Here is a 16,015-nt window from a genome sequence, read left to right as displayed (position 1 = left end):
CCGGCCGCGCGGGCATGACCTCCCAGGTAATCGATCTTCCGCCGCGGGCCCGGCACCGTAGAGGTCATCGGGGCGACGAACCCGAAGAACCAGATGGGAGTCATGACATGAGCGATGTGCAGCAGCGGGTCGAGCGCTACCTGGCCGTGTGGAACGAGACCGACCCGGCCGCCCGGCGCGCCGCGATCGACGAGCTGTGGACGGAGAGCCCCGTCTACGTGGACCCGCTCGGCGTGGCGGAGGGGCGCGACGCGATCGACGCGTTCGTCGGAGCCGCCCAGCAGCAGTTCCCCGGCCTGGTGTTCCGTGCGGCGGGGACGGTGGACGCCCACCACAACGTGGCCCGTTTCACCTGGGAGCTCGGTCCGGAGGGCGGCGAGGCGATCGTGGTCGGCTTCGACGTGGCGACCTTCGACGACGAGGGCCGCTTCGACCGGGTCACCGGGTTCCTCGACAAGGTTCCGGCCTGACCTGGCCTTCCGGTCTGTGCCGCAAGAGGGGGCAGCGTGCCGGACGCCCGTGACGTCCGGCACGCAGGCTCAGAGTTGCCGTAGCGCTCCCCCGTCCACGGCCCATTCGGCGCCGGTGACTTGGGCGGCCAGCGGTGACAGCAGGAAAGTGATGACCCGTGCGACGTCCTGGGGCGTGCCAAGGCGTCCGGTGGGGAGCCGCCGTTCGTCCTGGACGAATCGTTGGATCGCCTCCTCCACCGGTAGGCCGTACTGGTCGGCGAGCTGGTCGGCGAACCCTCCGGGCTCGTCCCACAGCCGCGTGCGGGTCGGGCCAGGCGCGACGACGTTGGAGCGGATCCCGCATCGCCCAAACTCCCCCGCCAGCGTCTTGGACACCGACAGGAGCGCCGTCTTGGACGCCGCATAGTCGACCAGTGGCGTATCGGGAAAACGGGCGGCCTCGCTTGAGACGTGCACGATGCTCCCTGCCCCCTGGTCGATGAGCGCGGGCAGCGCGGCACGGGCCATGCGCACGGCGGCGTGCAGGTTCAGCTCGAACGTCGCGTGCCATTGGGCGTCGGTGACGTCGAGGAACCCGATCCGGGATTCGAGGGCGCCCGCGTTGTTGACGAGGCCGTCCAGGCGTCCGTGCCGTTCCAGCGCGACGTCCACGACGTGCTGCGCGGCGTCGGGCCGGGTGAGGTCGGCGGCCACGTCGACGGGGGAGCGGGCCACCCGCACGACCCGGGCCCCCTCGCGGGCCAGGAGGGCGGCGGTCGCCTCGCCGATCCCGGCGGACGCGCCGGTCACGATGTAGACCCTGCCTTCGAGTTCGAGATCCACGGCGGTCCCCTACGAACGGCGCAGGAACGCGCCGGCGAGGGCCGCTCCCGCGAGGACGACGGCGACGTTCACGGCCGTCGCCGTGCGGACGCCGCCGAGGACGGACGCGTTCGCCGTGGCCACCGCGCTCATCACCGGGATGCCGAGGGTGATCGCGACCTGCTGCGTCATCGTGGCGAGCCCGGTCGCGAGGCCCTGCTCGCGGTCCGGCAGCCCGGACGTCGCGATCCCCATGAAGGCGACGATCGCGACGAGGTTCCCGAACCCCCCGACGGCGGTGGCGGCGAGCAGCAGGCCGAGGGCGCCGCGCGACTCCCCGAGGCCCAGCAGCGCGGCGGTGGCGGCGGCCTGCAGCACGAGGCCGGACACGAGCGTCGCCCGGCCGCCGAACCGTCCCATGAGGCGGGGCGCGGCGACACCCCCGGCGAACGTCCCGGCGCCGAGGACGCCGAGCGCCAGCCCGGTCGCCAGCGGCGAGAAGCCCAAGACCTTCTGGAGGTAGAGGGTCATCAGGAACACCAGCGACGTCTCTGTGGCGAACGCGACGAACCCACCCACGTTGCCCCAGGTGACGGTGCGGCGGGTGAGGACGTCCAGCGGCGCGAGCGGGGCCGGAGACCGCCGCTCGACCAGGATGAACGCGGTGAGCAGGACCGCGGCCGCGGCCAGCGCGCCGAGCGCTGCCGGGGAGCCCCAGCCGGCCGACCCGGCGGACGTGATCCCGTAGACGAGGGCGAGGAGGCCGCCGGTCACGGTGACCGCGCCGGGAACGTCCAGCCTCGCCCGGTCCGGGGACCGGCTCTCCGCGACCACGGCGGGCGTGACCGCGAAGATCAGCACCGCGACCGGCACGTTGACGAGGAAGGCCCAGCGCCAGCTCAGCAGGTCGGTCAGCAGGCCGCCGAGGATCGCGCCGACGGTGAACCCGGCCGACATCAGCGCGCCGCTGAGCCCGAGCGCCCGGGTCCGCAGCGGCCCCTCCGGGAAGGACGTGGTGAGCAGCGACAGCGCGGCCGGGGTGGCGATCGCCGTGGCGAGGCCCTGGAGGACGCGCCCGGTGAGCAGCAGCGCCGGTGAGGTGGCCAGCCCGCCGACCAGGGACCCTCCGGCCAGGAGCGCCATGCCCGCGAGCAGCATCCGGCGCCGGCCGGACAGATCGGCCACGCGGCCGAACAGCAGCGTGAATCCGGCGGCGGGGAGGGCGAACGCCGTGGCGATCCACTGGAGTTCGTCCAGCCCGAAGCCCAGTCCTCTGCCGACGACGGGCATCGCCACGTTCAGGATGGAGAAGTCGATGGCGAGCATGAACTGCGCGCCGAGCAGGAGGGTCAGTACCAGCTTGTGCCGTGACGTCATCCGCTCTGGGGGAGCGGACACGGCGGTCGTGAGTGCGGTCATGGCAGAGACCCTCGCTGCGCTGGGCGCGCTTACCCAGTCCCCGCTCGTTCGTACTACTCCCAGTAGCAGGCTCAGGCACTGGGAGGGAGAACCAACCTGGCTCCCTGGCGTGACGGCCATCCGGGACCCGTCTCCTTAGGCTCAGCAGCGTTCAGCCGGATCGACCAGGAGGCTTCAGTGCGTGGCAAAGTTCTCGCCCTCGCCCTAGCAGCGGTCAGCGTGACCGCCCTCAGCGCATGCGACGTGGCATTCGCTTCCACCTACGAGGACGACGCCACGCTGAAGGGCAAGATCACCGCTGTGCGACTGGACCAGATCGGGTCCGGCGGCGTGACGCTGCGCGGCGGGTCGTCCAAGACGACCCTGCACCGCGAGGTCAAGTACCGCGGGGACAAGCCCGACGGGCCCACGCACCAGGTCGAGAACGGCGTCCTCACCCTGCGCGGCTGCGGCTCCCGCTGCTCGGTGAGCTACACGGTCGAACTCCCGGCCGGGGTCCCCGTGTCCGGCAGCACCTCCAACGGCTCCATCACCCTGTCGAAGGTGGGCAAGGTGGATGTGTCCACGAATTCGGGCTCGGTCCGCCTGGACGGGGCCGCGGGGCCGATCAAGGTCAGGACCGACAACGGCGAGATCCGGGGGAGCGGTCTCAAGGGCGGTGTCGACGCCGAGACGTCCAACGGCGACGTCACCCTCACGCCCGGTGCGCCCCAGGACGTCCGCGCGAAGACGGACAACGGCGAGGTCACGGTCACCATGCCCGCGGGGCGCTACCGCGTGAGCACGCACACCGGCGACGGAGACCGGCGGCTCGGCATTCCGAACGACCCGTCCGCCGAGTACCGGCTCGACGTCAGCACCAGCAACGGTGACATCACCACCAGGACCGCCTGACCCGTCGGTCCTCGCGCGAGGCGGCCCCGGATAGCCTCGGCCGCATGGCGCGCAACGGCGAACTCGGCGAGTTCCTCAAGTCGCGGAGGGCGCGGCTCCGTCCCGACGACGCCGGCCTGCCCTCCTACGGGACGCGGCGGCGCGTCCCGGGCCTGCGGCGCGAGGAGCTGGCGCAGCTCGCCGGGGTCAGCGTCGCGTACTACATCAGGCTGGAGCAGGGCGCGGCCGACGGCGTGTCCACCGAGGTCCTGGACGCGATCTCGCGGGCGCTGCGGCTGGACGGCGACGAGCACGCCCACCTGCACCGGCTCGCCCACCCGCCGCGCCGCGCGCCCCTCACCGCGCCTCCGCGCCTGCGGGCCCCGCTGCAGCACCTGCTCGACGCGTTCACGCACGCACCCGCCTACGTCGTCGGGCACTACACGAACGTGGTCGCGTGGAACCGGCTCACCGCCGCCGTGTTCGTCGACCTGGCGAACGTCCCGCCGGACGAGCGGACCTGGTCGCACCAGATCCACCTGAACCCCGACTACAAGGCCCGGCTGGGCGGCAACTGGCCGGCGGTGGCCCGCCGCAACGCGGCCTACCTGCGCTTCCGCTCCGGCCAGGACCCGGACGACCCGCACCTGCGCGCGGTCATCGACTGCCTGCGGGAGCGGAGCCCGGAGTTCGGCCGCCTGTGGTCGGCGCACCATGTCACGGACCTGACGAACGGCGAGGCCCGCATCGACCATCCCGAGGTGGGACGGCTCGTCCTGCCGTTCGAGACCCTGCACCTGCCCGGCGACCCCGACCTCAGCCGCCTCATGCTCTACGCGGCCGAACCGGGCTCGCCGTCAGAGGCGGCGCTGCACAGGCTGGCCGAGACGTCCACGCACCTCTCCAGCGCCGACCTCGCCTGAGGGCGGGCCTGCGGTCGCCTCACTCGGCGGCCGTGCGGAAGTGGGCGTCGCGGTCGGCGGTGGCGAGGGCGGTGTTGACCAGGGCGATCACCGCGAAGGCGACGGCCGCCGCGGTGTGGCCGACGCCGTGGAAGGCGAGCGCGCCGGCGCCGAACACGGCGGCCTTCACCAGCAGCACGAGCGGCAGCGGGATCTTGAAGCGGGCCCGTGGCGCGGCGAACATGCCCCACAGGACGATCGCGGCCGCGGGCGCACCGAGCCCGAGGACGATGTTGACCAGAACGTTCCCGCCGGTCGTGAAGCCCCACCAGGCGAGCGCGGCGATGGCGGCGAGTTCCAGCAGGAAGGCGAGGCCTTCGTTGGCGGCATGCAAGGCCCCAGGTAGACGCACGCCGATACGGTACTCCTGTGGACGAGATCTCCTGGCAGGAGGGCGGCCGGGACCATCGCGTCCGCTGGCGGTCGGAGAGCGGCGCCCCGCCGCCCCGACGCATCGTGGTCGCCGACGACGAGACGCGCGCGGACGACGCCTATCGCCTGGCGTGCGAAGGCACCGCGCTTCTGTGGCGCGGTGACTTCCAGAACGCGCGGCAGCTTCTCAAGGCCATGGCACGCCGGATCGACCGTCCCCCACGGCGGCGCAAGAACAAGCCCGAACCGGACCGCGCGCAGGCGTTCCACCTGTACCGGCAGGCACGCGCCCAGCGCGCGCGGACGCTCGGCATGCTGCTCATACCGTTCGACCCCGGTCACGTGATTCCGCTACGGCGGGCCCCGGACGTCCAGGACGCCTGCACGGAGGCCTACGGGCCGGACGACCAGCCCTACATCGCCTCACTGCGAGAACTGCTCGGCCTGATCGGCGCCCACGAATGGCGCGAGAAGGGCGTCTCGATCCCGGCGCTTGGCGGCGACCGTATACACCCCCACTACGGCGTCTTCTCGCCGGTCAGAGGCGAGTACGTAGACCTGGTGGGCGAGGCACCGCTTCCGCCGACGAAAACGGCTTTCGACATAGGAACCGGTACGGGCGTCCTGGCGGCGGTACTGGCACGTCGTGGCATTGAGCACGTCGTCGCCACTGACCAGGACCCGCGCGCGCTGGCCTGCGCCCAGGAGAACGTGGAGCGGCTAGGTGTGAACGTCGAGGTCGTGCACGCTGACCTCTTCCCGGACGGACGCGCCGGTCTGGCCGTCTGCAACCCTCCCTGGGTTCCGGGCAAGCCCAGCACCCCCCTGGAGCACGCCGTCTACGATCCGGGCAGCCGGATGCTGCGCGGCTTCCTGTCCGGGCTCGCCGACCACCTCGAACCGGGCGGGGAAGGCTGGCTGATCCTTTCCGACCTGGCCGAGCACCTGGGCCTCCGCACGCGGGACGAGCTCCTGGAGATGATCGCCTCGTCCGGCCTGCGGGTCGCGGGCCGGCTCGACACCGCGCCGCGCCACCCGCGCGCCGCCGATCCCGACGACCCCCTCCACGCGGCCCGCGCCGCCGAGACCACGTCTCTGTGGCGGCTCACCGCCGGGTGACGCCGGTCAGCGGTGGCTGCGGTGCGCGGTCTCCGGGCCGATGACGCGCAGCAGGTCGAGGGACTCGATGCTGCCGGTGCCGGGCGGCGGTGTGAACACGAAGAGCCGCTGGTCCTCGGCCGGGGTCAGCAGCGCCTCGGTGTCGAACTCGATGAAGCCGACCTCCGGGTGGACGACCTTCAGCCGGCTGGTGCGCTCGACGGCGACCTCGTGCCGTTCCCAGACCCGGGTGAACTCGTCGCTGGCCGCGTGCAGCCGTTCGACCAGGGCGGACGCGGCCGCGTCGTTGCCCCGCCGCGCGACGGCCGCCCGCAGCTGGGCGACGTGCCGGCGGCCGTGCGGCTCATGCTCCTCCTCCGGGTACGCCTCCCGGACGAACGGGTCGGTGAACCACCGCCACACGATGTTCCGGTTGGGCTCCTCCACCGTGCAGACGCATCCGAAAAGGGCCTCGGCCAGCGCGTTCTGCGCCAGCAGGTCCCCGAGGTCGCCGATGATCTGCGCCGGCGTCTCGTGCAGCCGGTCCAGCAGGTACAGCATGCTCGGCCGGACGTACTCGCCCGCGAACGGCCCGGCGGGCGGGCGGTGCCCGGCGAGGACGTACAGGTGGTCGCGCTCGTCGATCGTGAGCCGCAGCGCGCGGGCGAGCGCGCCGAGCAGCTGCGTGGACGGCTGCGGGCTGCGGGCCTGCTCAAGGCGCATGTAGTAGTCCGCCGACATGCCGGCGAGCTGCGACACCTCCTCGCGGCGCAGCCCCGGGGTGCGGCGCCGGGGGCCCGCCGCCAGCCCGACCTCCTGCGGGCGCAGCCGCTCGCGGGAGCGGCGGAGGAAGTCGGCGAGCTCCTTGCGGTCCATCTCCATGCCCCCATGATTCCGCTCCGTCCGGAATGCCCGTAGAGCTAAGACTGGGACCGGTTGTCCTAGCCAGAACCGTCCGATTCTCATCGCGGCCCGGCCTTGCGAGCGTTGACGGCGTCCAGCGACACCACTGAGAAGGACGACCGCCATGCCGAAGGTCACAGTTGGAAACGCCACCGTCCCCTACCGCGTCGAGGGCTCCGGGCCCGCGCTCGTCCTCGTGCACGGCGTCGGGCCCGGCTCGGCCATGTGGGACCAGATGCTCGACCGGTTCACCGATCACCGCACCGTCGTCCTGCCCGACCTCTCCGGCAGCGACCCCGCCCGCGACGACGGCTCCCCGCTCACCATCGAGGGGCTCGGCGCGCAGGTCAACGCCGTGATCGAGGAGGCCGGCACGGGCCTCGCCGACGTGGTCGGGTTCTCGCTCGGCGCCCCGACCGCCGTCGCGGCCGCGGCGCTGCGACCGGACCTCGTCCGGCGGCTGGCGCCCGTCGCGGGCCTGTCCCACGCGGGCGACGAGTACGTCCGGCAGCACATGACCCTCTGGTCGAGCCTCGCAGGCAGCCCCGAGAGCTTCGGACGGTTCGCGACGCTCACCGCGTTCAGCCGCGCGTTCCTCAACCGGATCGGGCATGACGCGGTCGAGCAGCAGCACGCGTTCATGGACCTGAACGACGACCGGCTTCGGCAGATCGACCTGGTCGCCCGGCTCGACATCCGGCCGCTGCTGCCCCGGGTCGCGGCGCCCACCCTGGTCATCGGGGCGACCCGCGACCAGACGATCCCCGTCGAGAACCACCGGGAGCTGTCCGCGGGCATCAGCGGCAGCGAGTACGCCGAGCTCGACACCGGCCACGTGGCGATGGCCGAGCGGCCCGACGAGTTCGTCAAGCTCGTCCGGGACTTCCTCGACCGTCCCTGACCGCCGCGCGCGCCGGGCACCATGGAGAACATGCGTCCCATCGATCAGCAGACCATCCTCATCACGGGCGCGACCGACGGGCTCGGTCGCGCCCTGGCCGCCGAACTGGCCGCCGAGGGCGCCACGATCCTCGTCCACGGACGGGACGACCGGCGCGGCGAGGCGACCCTCCAGGAGATCGGCGGCAAGGCCTCCTGGTACCGCGCCGACCTGTCCTCGCTCGCCGAGACCCGCGCGCTCGCCGAGGCCGTCCGCGCCGACCACCCGCGCCTGGACGTCCTGGTCAACAACGCGGGCATCGGCGTCGACGGCCCCCGGCGGGAGAGCGCGGACGGCCACGAGCTGACGTTCCAGGTGAACTACCTGTCCGGCTACCTGCTCACCCGGCTCCTGCTGCCCACCCTGACCGCCTCCGCGCCCGCCCGGATCGTCAACGTCAGCAGCCTCGGCCAGCAGGCCATCGACTTCGACGACGTGATGATCACTCGCGGGTACAGCGGGACGCGGGCGTACTGCCAGAGCAAGCTCGCCCAGATCCTGTTCACGCTCGACCTCGCCGCCGAGCTGGCCGGGACGGGCGTCACCGCGAACGCCCTGCACCCGGCCACCTACATGCCGACCAAGATGGTGTCGTCGCCGATCAGCACTCTGGAGGAGGGCGTCCGCGCGACCCACCGCCTCGTCACCGACCCCGCCCTGGACGCCGTGTCCGGCCGCTTCTTCGACGGGCTCCAGGAGGCCCGCGCGAACGCCCAGGCCTACGACTCCGACGCCCGCGCCCGCCTGAAGGCCCTCTCCGACGAGCTCACGTCTCCCTGATCCGGCGGTCTCAGACGTTCGCGGCCTCCCAGATCGGACGGACCTCGACCCGCCTGATGCGCCATCCGTCCGCCGTCCGGGCGGCGCGCAACTCGTAGCGCTCGCCCAGCAGGCGCAGGCCCTCGTCCCGAGCGAAGACCACCAGCAGGTTCGCGCCGATCGCGGCCTGGTCGCCGTCCACGTCGATCAGGGGGTTGGTGATGAAGTGCTGCGTCGGCACCGTGTGGTTCCGGCGCGCCTGCGCGACGACGGCTTCGAGCCCCTTCGCGACGCCGCCCAGCGTGCGGGCCTCGACGTCCTCGGTGAAGACGGTCCGCCCGTCGCCGGGGCTCTTGTCGTCCAGCCACGCTCCCAGTCGGCTGACGAGGGCGGCGAGCTCGGCACGGTCGTCCATGATTCCCCATTCATTGGCACTACCAACATTGGCACCACCAACATTAGATGATCGTTGGCCCCACCAACAAGCCCCTACACTGTCCGCATGACGACGTCCGACGACCGGACGCCCACGCGGCTCCGGCACATCCCGAGCTGGCTGATCAACCTGGCGTCCGCGCACAGCCACCGCCTGCTCGCCGAGGGATTCGCCGCGGCCGGCGCCCGCGGCTACCACTACCGGCTGCTCGCCGCCCTCGACGAGTACGGCCCGTCCAGCCAGGCCGACCTCGGCCGCCGCTCGGGCATCGATCGCAGCGACGTGGTCGCCGCCCTGAACGAGCTGGCCGCCAAGAACCTCGTCGACCGCTCCCCCGACCCGTCCGACCGGCGACGCAACGTCATCACGCTCACCCCCGAGGGCTCCCGCCACCTGGTGGAACTCGACGAGGTCCTCGACCGCATCCAGGACGACCTGCTCGCCCCCCTGGCGCCGGACGAGCGCGCCCGCCTCACCGACCTGCTGCTCCGCGTCGTCGACCACCATGCGGAGAACCGCCGCCCCGGTTAATCGCTGGTGGTCGTCGGGCCGGCCCGCCTAAGGTGATCGCCCCCGACCGAGGAGCCGCCCATGCCCCCCGCCGTCCGCTTCGCCGAACTGCCGCCCGCCGCGATGAAGGCCCTGCTGGAGGACGACCTGGAGGGCGCCGGCGCGGTCGCCGGGGTCCCCCTCACCGACTACTTCACCACCGGCGACGCGAAGTTCCTGTGGCGCTTCCGCCTCGCCCAACTCGACCGCGACCCGTCCCACGCCCCCTGGATCGTCCGGGCCGCCGTCGCCGAGCCGGAGGGCGTGGTCGTCGGCCACGCGGGCTTCCACGGCGCCCCGGACGAGAACGGGACCGTCGAGATCGCCTACTCCGTCGACCCCGCCCACCGCCGCAAGGGCTACGCCCGCGCGATGCTCGCCGCCCTCCTCGAACGCGCCGCCGCCGAACCGTCCGTCACCACCGTCCGCGCCACGATCAGCCCCGACAACGAAGCGTCCCTGGCCACCATCGCCGGCCAAGGCTTCACCCACGTAGGCGAACAATGGGACGAAGAAGACGGCCGAGAACTCATCTACGAACGCCCCGCCCGCTGAAGCCGGGATCAGCCGCCCCAGACGAGGTCGACCGCGACGACAACGAGCAGTTCGTCCCAGATCAGTTACTCGACGAGCCCCACGCCACCGAAGACGGCCTGCCTGATCCGCGGGTCCGGCGTCGGTTCGCTGGTGGTCGGGTCGTGAGGGTCGGCGACGATGACGCTGAGAATCTCAGCGAGCGCGAACCGTGCCTGCTCGGGGATGCCGGCGAGCTGCCGGATCACTTCTGGGGAGAGCTCGGCCCGGTAGGTCATGGGCCGTAGTTTGCCGACCTTCAGCGACCCTCTGCGGCTTGTTCGACTTTCTGTTGCCACCAGGCGGCGGCATCAGCGCGGGACATGCCGAGTTGCTGGGCGAGGACTTCCTCGATCGGAACCGTGGGGGCGCCGTCGTGGATCTCCTGGATCCGGTCTTCGATCTCCTTGCTGGAGGGACGTTGCGTCCGTGCCCGAATGCTCCACACATTCAAGAACCGCTGGAGCGCCTTGTAGCCGGTGAGGTCGTCGGCTGCGGCGTGGGCACGTTCCCTGTACTGGGAGAGGAAGAAATCCCGTTCTTCCTCGGGGAGGCTGTCCACGATGACCTGCGGGTCCCGCGGATCCGGCTCTGGGTGAAGCGGCTGCACGCTCATCGAACCCACCCCCTTAGTCAGGTACTCAGCTCCACGTTGACACTACCCACATCACCTGAGCCTGTGTGCAGCACACGGCGATCCCACTTCAACAGCTGCGCATGCCGCGAGGTCGTCACCTGCTCTCCTCCAACAAGGCCGCGGCACGGCGTGCCGCCTTCGGGTCCGCGTTCGGCGTGCACCGGGCCGGGTCGGTGCCGCCGACCTTGGCCGCCGGACCGGTCCACTCCTGCGGCATGTTGCCGTCGGCGAACAGCCCCAGCAGCCTGCCGCCGGGCTTGGCCGCGTTCAGCCCGGCCTCGGGGGTGACGAACAGGCACAGGGCACCAGGCCCAGATGAGGCCGAGGCCTCGCCGATCACGACGGGCGACTGAACAGGCGGCGAACGGTGGTGCGCCCCGGTCGCCGGCCCCGAGCCGCGCGCATCGGGGCCGGCGACGTCCGCTACACGGACGGACGCGTCACGTTCACCGGCGTCCCGTAGTCGGAGAACTCGGTGACGGAGGTGAAGCGGACGGGGTCCCGGTCGGCGATCTCCGGGGTCGCGGTCGTGATGACGGTGGTCTGCACGATCTTCTGGATCTTGCGCGTCGCGATCCCGATCGTCACCGTGCCCGTGATCCGCGTCCCGGCGGGCGACCCCTCGGCGGGACGGGCCGCGTGGGAGAACGCGTAGGTCTGCACCGCCGTCGCCCCGCTGCCGGACCGGCCCTGGGGCGTCAGCGTCCCGAACGTGGCCAGCATCCGCAGCATCCGGCCGGGATCGGCGGTCAGCTCCTGCGGGCCGGTGGTGCCGCGCGTCAGCCCGTTCAGCCCGTGGTCGAGCTTGCGCCATGCCTTGCCGCGCAGCACATAGCGGTCGTCGCCGATGAAACGCTGTTCCATCGGCACCGATCCGGGGCCGCGCAGGTAGCCGCGCCGGTGGGGGGCGTCGAAGGCGCCCTGATAGGTCTCCACCGTTTCGCGGCGCCCGCGCGAGCTCAGCGTCCAGGTCAGTTTCACGTGGAACGTCGTGCCCGCCGTCGCCTCGGTGGCCGCGGCCAGGGTGACGTCGCCGCCGCGTCCGGGGGTGATCACTCGATCACCGTCGCCGCCGCCGGAGACGAGGTTCCCGCCGAGGGTGGCGGCGGCCGCGACCAGCGCGATCGCGCCGGTGCCGAGGGCGCCGGCGGCCGTGCGGCGCCTGCGCCTGGCGCGCCGGCCGCGGTGCACCACGGCCTCGATCGGCGCGCTGGGGATCGGGTGCCCCCCGGCCGCCGACCGCAGCATCCGGGTCAGCTGCTCATCGCTCATCGTGTGATCTCCTCGGTCTGCGGAAGGGCGAGCGTCGAACGGAGCCGTTTCATCGCCCGGGAGTGCTGGCTCTTGACGGTGCCGACGGAACATCCGAGAAGGCCGGCGGTCGCCGCCTCCGTCATGTCGGCGTAGTGCCGCAGCACGACGACGGCGCGCTGCTGGCGGGGCAGGGCGAGCAGTGCCCGGCGCAGCTCGTCGTCCGGTTCCCGCGGGGAGTCGGAGCGCGCGTCGAGGCGTTCGGGGGCCTCGGTCAGCAACTCGCGCCGCCTGCGCCGCCACCAGCTGACGTTGCCGTTGACCAGCATCCGTTTGAGGTAGGCGTCCGGATCGCCGTCGGCCACCCGACGCCACCGCACGTACAGCTTCACCAGGCAGTCCTGGAGGAGCTCTTCGGCGCGGTGGGGGTCGCCGGTCAGCAGCGTGGCCAGGCCGTAGTGGCGTTTCCACGCCGCGGCCGCGAACGTGGCGTACGCGGCTTCCTGCGTCGGTTCACTCACGCCCATTGAACGCCGCAGCGAGCCCGGATGGTTGGCAGGAAAGACCCGGCAAATGGCGGATGGTCTGTCTGCGCGGGTCAGGGGCCGATGCGGGGGCTCCAGCGCGGTCCCGCGTGCTTGACGAGGGCCGCGATGAGGGCGGCGTGCTGCTGCTCGTTCATGGGGCCGAGAACGCAGATGGACCGGACAGCCGCGCCACCAACGCCGCGATGGTCGCGCACGCCGCGGCCTACCCGGCCGCCGCCAAGGACGCCGACGAGTTCACCGCGCGCCTAATGCGCCTGCAGTCCCCCTGACCGCGCCCCGGCCGGTGCACAGGACCCGGCGAGCGCCCCGGCCCGCACGGCGGCTCACAGCCCCTCGACGTCGAGGTGTTCGACGAGCGCGCCGAGTTTCTCGCCGAGCACGAGGAGCTCCTGGCCGCCGCCGAGCTGGTCATCAACACCCAGCGCGCCACGGCGCCCATGCTGTCGCGCAAGCTGCGCATCCCGGCCGCCGACGCCTCGCGGCTCATCGAGGCGCTGGAGCGCAAGGACGCCATCGGCACCGCCGGCGACGACGGCGCGCACCCGGTCCTCGTGCCCGCCGAGGGCGCCGCGGCCGTGCTCGACCAGCTCCGCCGGAACGGCGACCCGGTCATGGCCGCGCTGCGCACCGACGCCCCCGACCCGACCGTCACCGCCGGCGCCGCCGACGTCGCCCAGGAGCCCACGCAAGAGGAGGCCGAGGACCTGGAGACCGACGAGGACACCGCCGCGCCGACGGACCCGACCGCCGCCCGCAGCCTGGCGGCCGCCTGGCTCCGGCACCGCCGCGCCACCGGCAACAAGCCCTTCAGCTCTGGCCTGAGGTGATGTCGGGGTGCAGGGCCTGCTGCGGGGGCCGGAACCCCGAGTTGGTCGGCAGTTGCCGAATCCTCACGACGGCCCACAGTCCTTAGTGCGGCAGGGCCGCAGAAGGTAAGTCACGGAACCAAACGGAGGTTGTTCCCATGAAGAATGTTTGTCAGCACTGCAGCGGCGGCGGTTGTGGCGTCTGCGCTGGAACGGGCCAGTAGGTCCAGTGTTACCGGAGTTGAGGCGACCCTAGGGTCGCCTGCGGTGTTCACCATGGACACTGGATGAGCTAGTTGCTGGCCTTCACCCTCGCTGGGGGTGAGGGCCAGTCTTCCCGGAACCCCGTACGGGCGATTCCAGGGAGTCGACGTGGCTCGCCGCACCCCATAGGACCGGGCGCATGAAGGCGAGAACCTCCTCGCCCTCGGCCGCGACCAGGTGGACGGACCGAACATCCTGGAGGAGCCCTCCAGTGTCGGGGCCAGCCGAACCCAGTACGGGTTACGGTCCGCCACCACGTCGCTCACGATCCGGCGGATGCCCTCCAGATCGCGAGGGTCCGCAATCCTGATATCCATTGGTTTGTTCCTTTCGTTTGCTTCCCTAGGCTTCGGCCGCCCTTCCGGGCAGCCGTCGCACTCATCGACCGTCCGAAGCCGGGCGGCTTTGTCACCGAGCTCGGGGCGCTGGGCGACCGCCTGGACGGTTCCCCGGCGTCCGGCGCGACGTTCCGCATCGGTGGCGTCGACGGGCCCTGCCCGCCGGCCTCCGCGCGTGCTTCACCATGGTCCGGAACGGTCGCGAACCGCGCCCGCTGCAGGCGTTCGTGAACGGCCCGCGCGCTGCGGGGACGCCGGTCCGGGTCGCGTTGCAGGAGCTCCGATACCAGATCGGCGAGGTGCGGCGGGACGTCGGGCCGCAGGACGTTCAGCCGGGGCGCCTCGCCGTCGGTCTTGCGCCGGATGACGGAGAGGTCGTTGGCGCCGGTGAACGGCGGCTCGCCGGCCAGCAGCGCGAACAGGACGCTGCCCAGGGCGTAGAGGTCGGAGCGTTCGTCGCCGCGCTGGTCGAGGAACTGCTCCGGCGCACCGTAGGAGGCCGTGCCCGCGGGCGCGAGCATGGCGGTCGGGGCGACGGTGTAGGTGTGGGCGTGGGAGAAGCCCGCGATCCCGAAGTCGACCACCTTGACGCGGCCATCGGAAGTGAGCATCACGTTCGACGGTTTGATGTCGTAGTGGACGACCTTCGCGCCATGCGCCGCGACCAGGGCCTCGCAGATCGCCTGCGCGATGTCGAGCGCCCGCTCCGGCTCCATGGGGCGTCCGGCTGCGCGGCGGCCACCGCCTCCCGCTCGAAGCGGCGCAGCAGGTCCGGCGGGGTGTCGGCGCCGTCGAGGAGGAACTTCACGGCCACGTCCCGGTGCAGGTCGCGGTCGCGTCCCGCCCACACCTCGCCCATTCCGCCGCGCCCGAGGCGCTCGACCAGCTCGTACCTGTCCGCGATCAGCGTGCCGCGATCCACCCGCCGCCCCTCACGTGCGCGCCTCCGTCGTCCTGATCATTGTCACGCGGCCTCCGCGTCATGCAGACGATTATGTTCCTTTGATCGGGCGCCACGCTCGTCGGCTATGGGGCTAGAACGCCACCAGGTCGGGGCGACCATTTGCCTCGCATCACGTCACCGTGCGTTCTCGTCGCCGGGCAAGAGGCGGCGGTGGGCCATGGCGAGGAAGGCGCGGCCCGCTGGGCTGGCGTGATGGGGACGGGCGGCGAGCACGATCCGGCGTTCCAGCGACGGACGGGCCAGCGGAACCCGGGCGAGCGCGGGCGGCCCCTGGAGCGCGGATTCGGGGAGGACGGCGACGCCGATCCGCTGGAGGACGAGCTGCCGGACGAGGGTGAGGTCGCGGGTCTCGGCGACGACGTTCGGGACGAAGCCGAAATGGGCGCAGGCGGCCTCGATGTTGGTGCGGAGCTTGCTCGTGCGGGGCGCGGTGACGAGGGGTTCGTCCCGCAGGTCGTCGAGGGTGAGCGAGTCCCGCGCGGCGAGGGGGTGGGCGGGATGCAGGGCGACCACGACGTCCTCCCGGGCGATCACGTGCGGGGTCATCTCGGCGGCGAGCGGGGTGTCGGCCGGGCCCTGGCCGACGATGGCCGCGTCGAGCTCCCCGGTGGCCAGGGCGGCGATCAGGCCGTCGGTCTCGTCCTCGCGCAGGGTGAGGCGGATCCGCGGATGGCGGCGGTGAAAGGCGCCCAGCAGTGCGAGCACCCGCTGGTCGGGCAGCGGCTGGACCAGACCGACCGCGAGGCTCCCGGTGAGCAGCCCGGACAGCGCGGCGATCGACTCCTTCGCGTTGGCGGCCTCGGCGAGCATGGCGCGGGCATGGGGCAGCAGCGCCTCCCCCGCGGCCGTCAGGGCGACGGAGCGCCGATCGCGCCGGAACAGAGGCTCGCCGACCTCGGCCTCCAGGCGGCGGATCTGCTGGCTGACCGCCGGCTGCGCCACCTGGACGCGCTCGGCCGCGCGGGTGAAGTGGCGTTCCTCGGCGACGGCGACGAAGTATCCGAGCTGCCGGAGTTCCATAAACAAACGCTATTACGGAGAGCGCAAAC

22 protein-coding genes are annotated in these 16,015 nt (G+C 72.2%); 10 read left to right on the top strand and 12 right to left on the bottom strand.

The annotated features are described in order from the left end of the window. Positions 1-107: 107 nt before the first annotated feature. Complete coding sequence (locus ABD944_RS20510; RefSeq protein ID WP_185029635.1) at positions 108-470, top strand: nuclear transport factor 2 family protein; 363 nt, start codon at positions 108-110, stop codon at positions 468-470. Positions 471-539: 69 nt separating this feature from the next. On the opposite strand, the gene ABD944_RS20505 is transcribed toward ABD944_RS20510, so the two are convergent. Continuing rightward, complete coding sequence (locus ABD944_RS20505; RefSeq protein WP_345178771.1) at positions 540-1,295, bottom strand: SDR family NAD(P)-dependent oxidoreductase; 756 nt, start codon at positions 1,293-1,295, stop codon at positions 540-542. A 9-nt stretch (positions 1,296-1,304) separates the two neighbouring features. After that, positions 1,305-2,693: an MFS transporter gene (locus ABD944_RS20500; protein WP_345178769.1), complete on the bottom strand. Its 1,389-nt coding sequence runs from the start codon at positions 2,691-2,693 to the stop codon at positions 1,305-1,307. A 243-nt stretch (positions 2,694-2,936) separates the two neighbouring features. Here ABD944_RS20500 and ABD944_RS20495 point away from each other — a divergent pair, with 243 nt between their 5' ends. Both ABD944_RS20495 and ABD944_RS20490 read left to right on the top strand, forming a co-directional pair. Beyond that, entirely contained in the window at positions 2,937-3,587 is a 651-nt protein-coding gene (locus tag ABD944_RS20495; protein ID WP_345178767.1) for a DUF4097 family beta strand repeat-containing protein, read from the top strand. Positions 3,588-3,631: 44 nt separating this feature from the next. Then, on the top strand, positions 3,632-4,489 hold the full coding sequence (locus tag ABD944_RS20490; protein WP_345178765.1) for a helix-turn-helix transcriptional regulator: 858 nt from the start codon (positions 3,632-3,634) through the stop codon (positions 4,487-4,489). Between the two features lie 19 nt (positions 4,490-4,508). Here the strand turns inward: ABD944_RS20490 and ABD944_RS20485 are convergent, their stop codons facing one another. Beyond that, on the bottom strand, positions 4,509-4,880 hold the full coding sequence (locus ABD944_RS20485) for a YrdB family protein (RefSeq protein ID WP_345178762.1): 372 nt from the start codon (positions 4,878-4,880) through the stop codon (positions 4,509-4,511). Between the two features lie 17 nt (positions 4,881-4,897). Between ABD944_RS20485 and ABD944_RS20480 the strand changes: the two genes are divergently transcribed. Then, the gene (locus ABD944_RS20480; protein ID WP_345178761.1) at positions 4,898-6,019 is read left to right on the top strand and encodes a methyltransferase; all 1,122 of its coding nucleotides are present in this window, start codon (positions 4,898-4,900) and stop codon (positions 6,017-6,019) included. 6 nt (positions 6,020-6,025) lie between these two features. On the opposite strand, the gene ABD944_RS20475 is transcribed toward ABD944_RS20480, so the two are convergent. Continuing rightward, the gene (locus ABD944_RS20475) at positions 6,026-6,880 is read right to left on the bottom strand and encodes a helix-turn-helix transcriptional regulator (RefSeq protein WP_345178759.1); all 855 of its coding nucleotides are present in this window, start codon (positions 6,878-6,880) and stop codon (positions 6,026-6,028) included. Between the two features lie 145 nt (positions 6,881-7,025). On the opposite strand from ABD944_RS20475, the gene ABD944_RS20470 reads away from it, so the two are divergent. Both ABD944_RS20470 and ABD944_RS20465 read left to right on the top strand, forming a co-directional pair. Continuing rightward, positions 7,026-7,802: an alpha/beta fold hydrolase gene (locus ABD944_RS20470; protein ID WP_345178758.1), complete on the top strand. Its 777-nt coding sequence runs from the start codon at positions 7,026-7,028 to the stop codon at positions 7,800-7,802. A gap of 30 nt (positions 7,803-7,832) precedes the next feature. After that, positions 7,833-8,621, top strand: coding sequence for an SDR family NAD(P)-dependent oxidoreductase (locus ABD944_RS20465; protein ID WP_345178755.1), 789 nt, complete (start codon positions 7,833-7,835; stop codon positions 8,619-8,621). A gap of 10 nt (positions 8,622-8,631) precedes the next feature. Here the strand turns inward: ABD944_RS20465 and ABD944_RS20460 are convergent, their stop codons facing one another. Continuing rightward, on the bottom strand, positions 8,632-9,015 hold the full coding sequence (locus ABD944_RS20460; RefSeq protein WP_345178753.1) for a nuclear transport factor 2 family protein: 384 nt from the start codon (positions 9,013-9,015) through the stop codon (positions 8,632-8,634). An 87-nt stretch (positions 9,016-9,102) separates the two neighbouring features. Here ABD944_RS20460 and ABD944_RS20455 point away from each other — a divergent pair, with 87 nt between their 5' ends. Both ABD944_RS20455 and ABD944_RS20450 read left to right on the top strand, forming a co-directional pair. Then, complete coding sequence (locus ABD944_RS20455) at positions 9,103-9,567, top strand: MarR family winged helix-turn-helix transcriptional regulator (protein ID WP_345178752.1); 465 nt, start codon at positions 9,103-9,105, stop codon at positions 9,565-9,567. 60 nt (positions 9,568-9,627) lie between these two features. After that, positions 9,628-10,140, top strand: a complete 513-nt coding sequence (locus tag ABD944_RS20450; RefSeq protein ID WP_345178750.1) for a GNAT family N-acetyltransferase — start codon at positions 9,628-9,630, stop codon at positions 10,138-10,140. Positions 10,141-10,205: 65 nt separating this feature from the next. Here ABD944_RS20450 and ABD944_RS20445 read toward each other — a convergent pair whose 3' ends face one another. The 5 genes from ABD944_RS20445 to ABD944_RS20425 form a co-directional block, all read right to left on the bottom strand. Continuing rightward, positions 10,206-10,397 carry a hypothetical protein gene (locus ABD944_RS20445; protein WP_345178747.1) on the bottom strand — a complete coding sequence of 64 codons (192 nt, stop codon included), beginning with the start codon at positions 10,395-10,397 and terminating at the stop codon, positions 10,206-10,208. Positions 10,398-10,417: 20 nt separating this feature from the next. After that, a complete protein-coding gene (locus tag ABD944_RS20440) occupies positions 10,418-10,774 on the bottom strand; it encodes a DUF6247 family protein (RefSeq protein ID WP_345178746.1) in 357 nt (118 codons plus the stop codon). Positions 10,775-10,889: 115 nt separating this feature from the next. Continuing rightward, a complete protein-coding gene (locus ABD944_RS20435) occupies positions 10,890-11,135 on the bottom strand; it encodes a hypothetical protein (protein WP_345178745.1) in 246 nt (81 codons plus the stop codon). 83 nt (positions 11,136-11,218) lie between these two features. After that, a complete protein-coding gene (locus ABD944_RS20430; protein ID WP_345178742.1) occupies positions 11,219-12,067 on the bottom strand; it encodes a hypothetical protein in 849 nt (282 codons plus the stop codon). Further along, positions 12,064-12,567 carry a SigE family RNA polymerase sigma factor gene (locus tag ABD944_RS20425; RefSeq protein ID WP_345178740.1) on the bottom strand — a complete coding sequence of 168 codons (504 nt, stop codon included), beginning with the start codon at positions 12,565-12,567 and terminating at the stop codon, positions 12,064-12,066. Before ABD944_RS20425 ends, ABD944_RS20430 begins: the two co-directional genes overlap by 4 nt. A gap of 143 nt (positions 12,568-12,710) precedes the next feature. Between ABD944_RS20425 and ABD944_RS20420 the strand changes: the two genes are divergently transcribed. Together ABD944_RS20420 and ABD944_RS20415 are read left to right on the top strand one after the other, a co-directional pair. After that, positions 12,711-12,863: a hypothetical protein gene (locus ABD944_RS20420; RefSeq protein ID WP_345178738.1), complete on the top strand. Its 153-nt coding sequence runs from the start codon at positions 12,711-12,713 to the stop codon at positions 12,861-12,863. Between the two features lie 75 nt (positions 12,864-12,938). Beyond that, positions 12,939-13,421: a DNA translocase FtsK gene (locus ABD944_RS20415; protein WP_345178735.1), complete on the top strand. Its 483-nt coding sequence runs from the start codon at positions 12,939-12,941 to the stop codon at positions 13,419-13,421. A gap of 505 nt (positions 13,422-13,926) precedes the next feature. On the opposite strand, the gene ABD944_RS20410 is transcribed toward ABD944_RS20415, so the two are convergent. Both ABD944_RS20410 and ABD944_RS20405 read right to left on the bottom strand, forming a co-directional pair. Then, positions 13,927-14,850 carry a serine/threonine-protein kinase gene (locus tag ABD944_RS20410; protein ID WP_345178733.1) on the bottom strand — a complete coding sequence of 308 codons (924 nt, stop codon included), beginning with the start codon at positions 14,848-14,850 and terminating at the stop codon, positions 13,927-13,929. 230 nt (positions 14,851-15,080) lie between these two features. Next, positions 15,081-15,986 (bottom strand): LysR family transcriptional regulator, encoded by a 906-nt coding sequence (locus ABD944_RS20405; RefSeq protein WP_345178732.1) that lies wholly within the window; start codon positions 15,984-15,986, stop codon positions 15,081-15,083. Positions 15,987-16,015: the final 29 nt, after the last annotated feature.

Source organism: Actinomadura verrucosospora, from assembly GCF_039540335.1.
GTDB lineage: Bacteria > Actinomycetota > Actinomycetes > Streptosporangiales > Streptosporangiaceae > Spirillospora > Spirillospora verrucosospora.
Note: the sequence above shows the minus strand (reverse complement) of the source record. Positions and strands in the feature narration are given on the sequence as shown.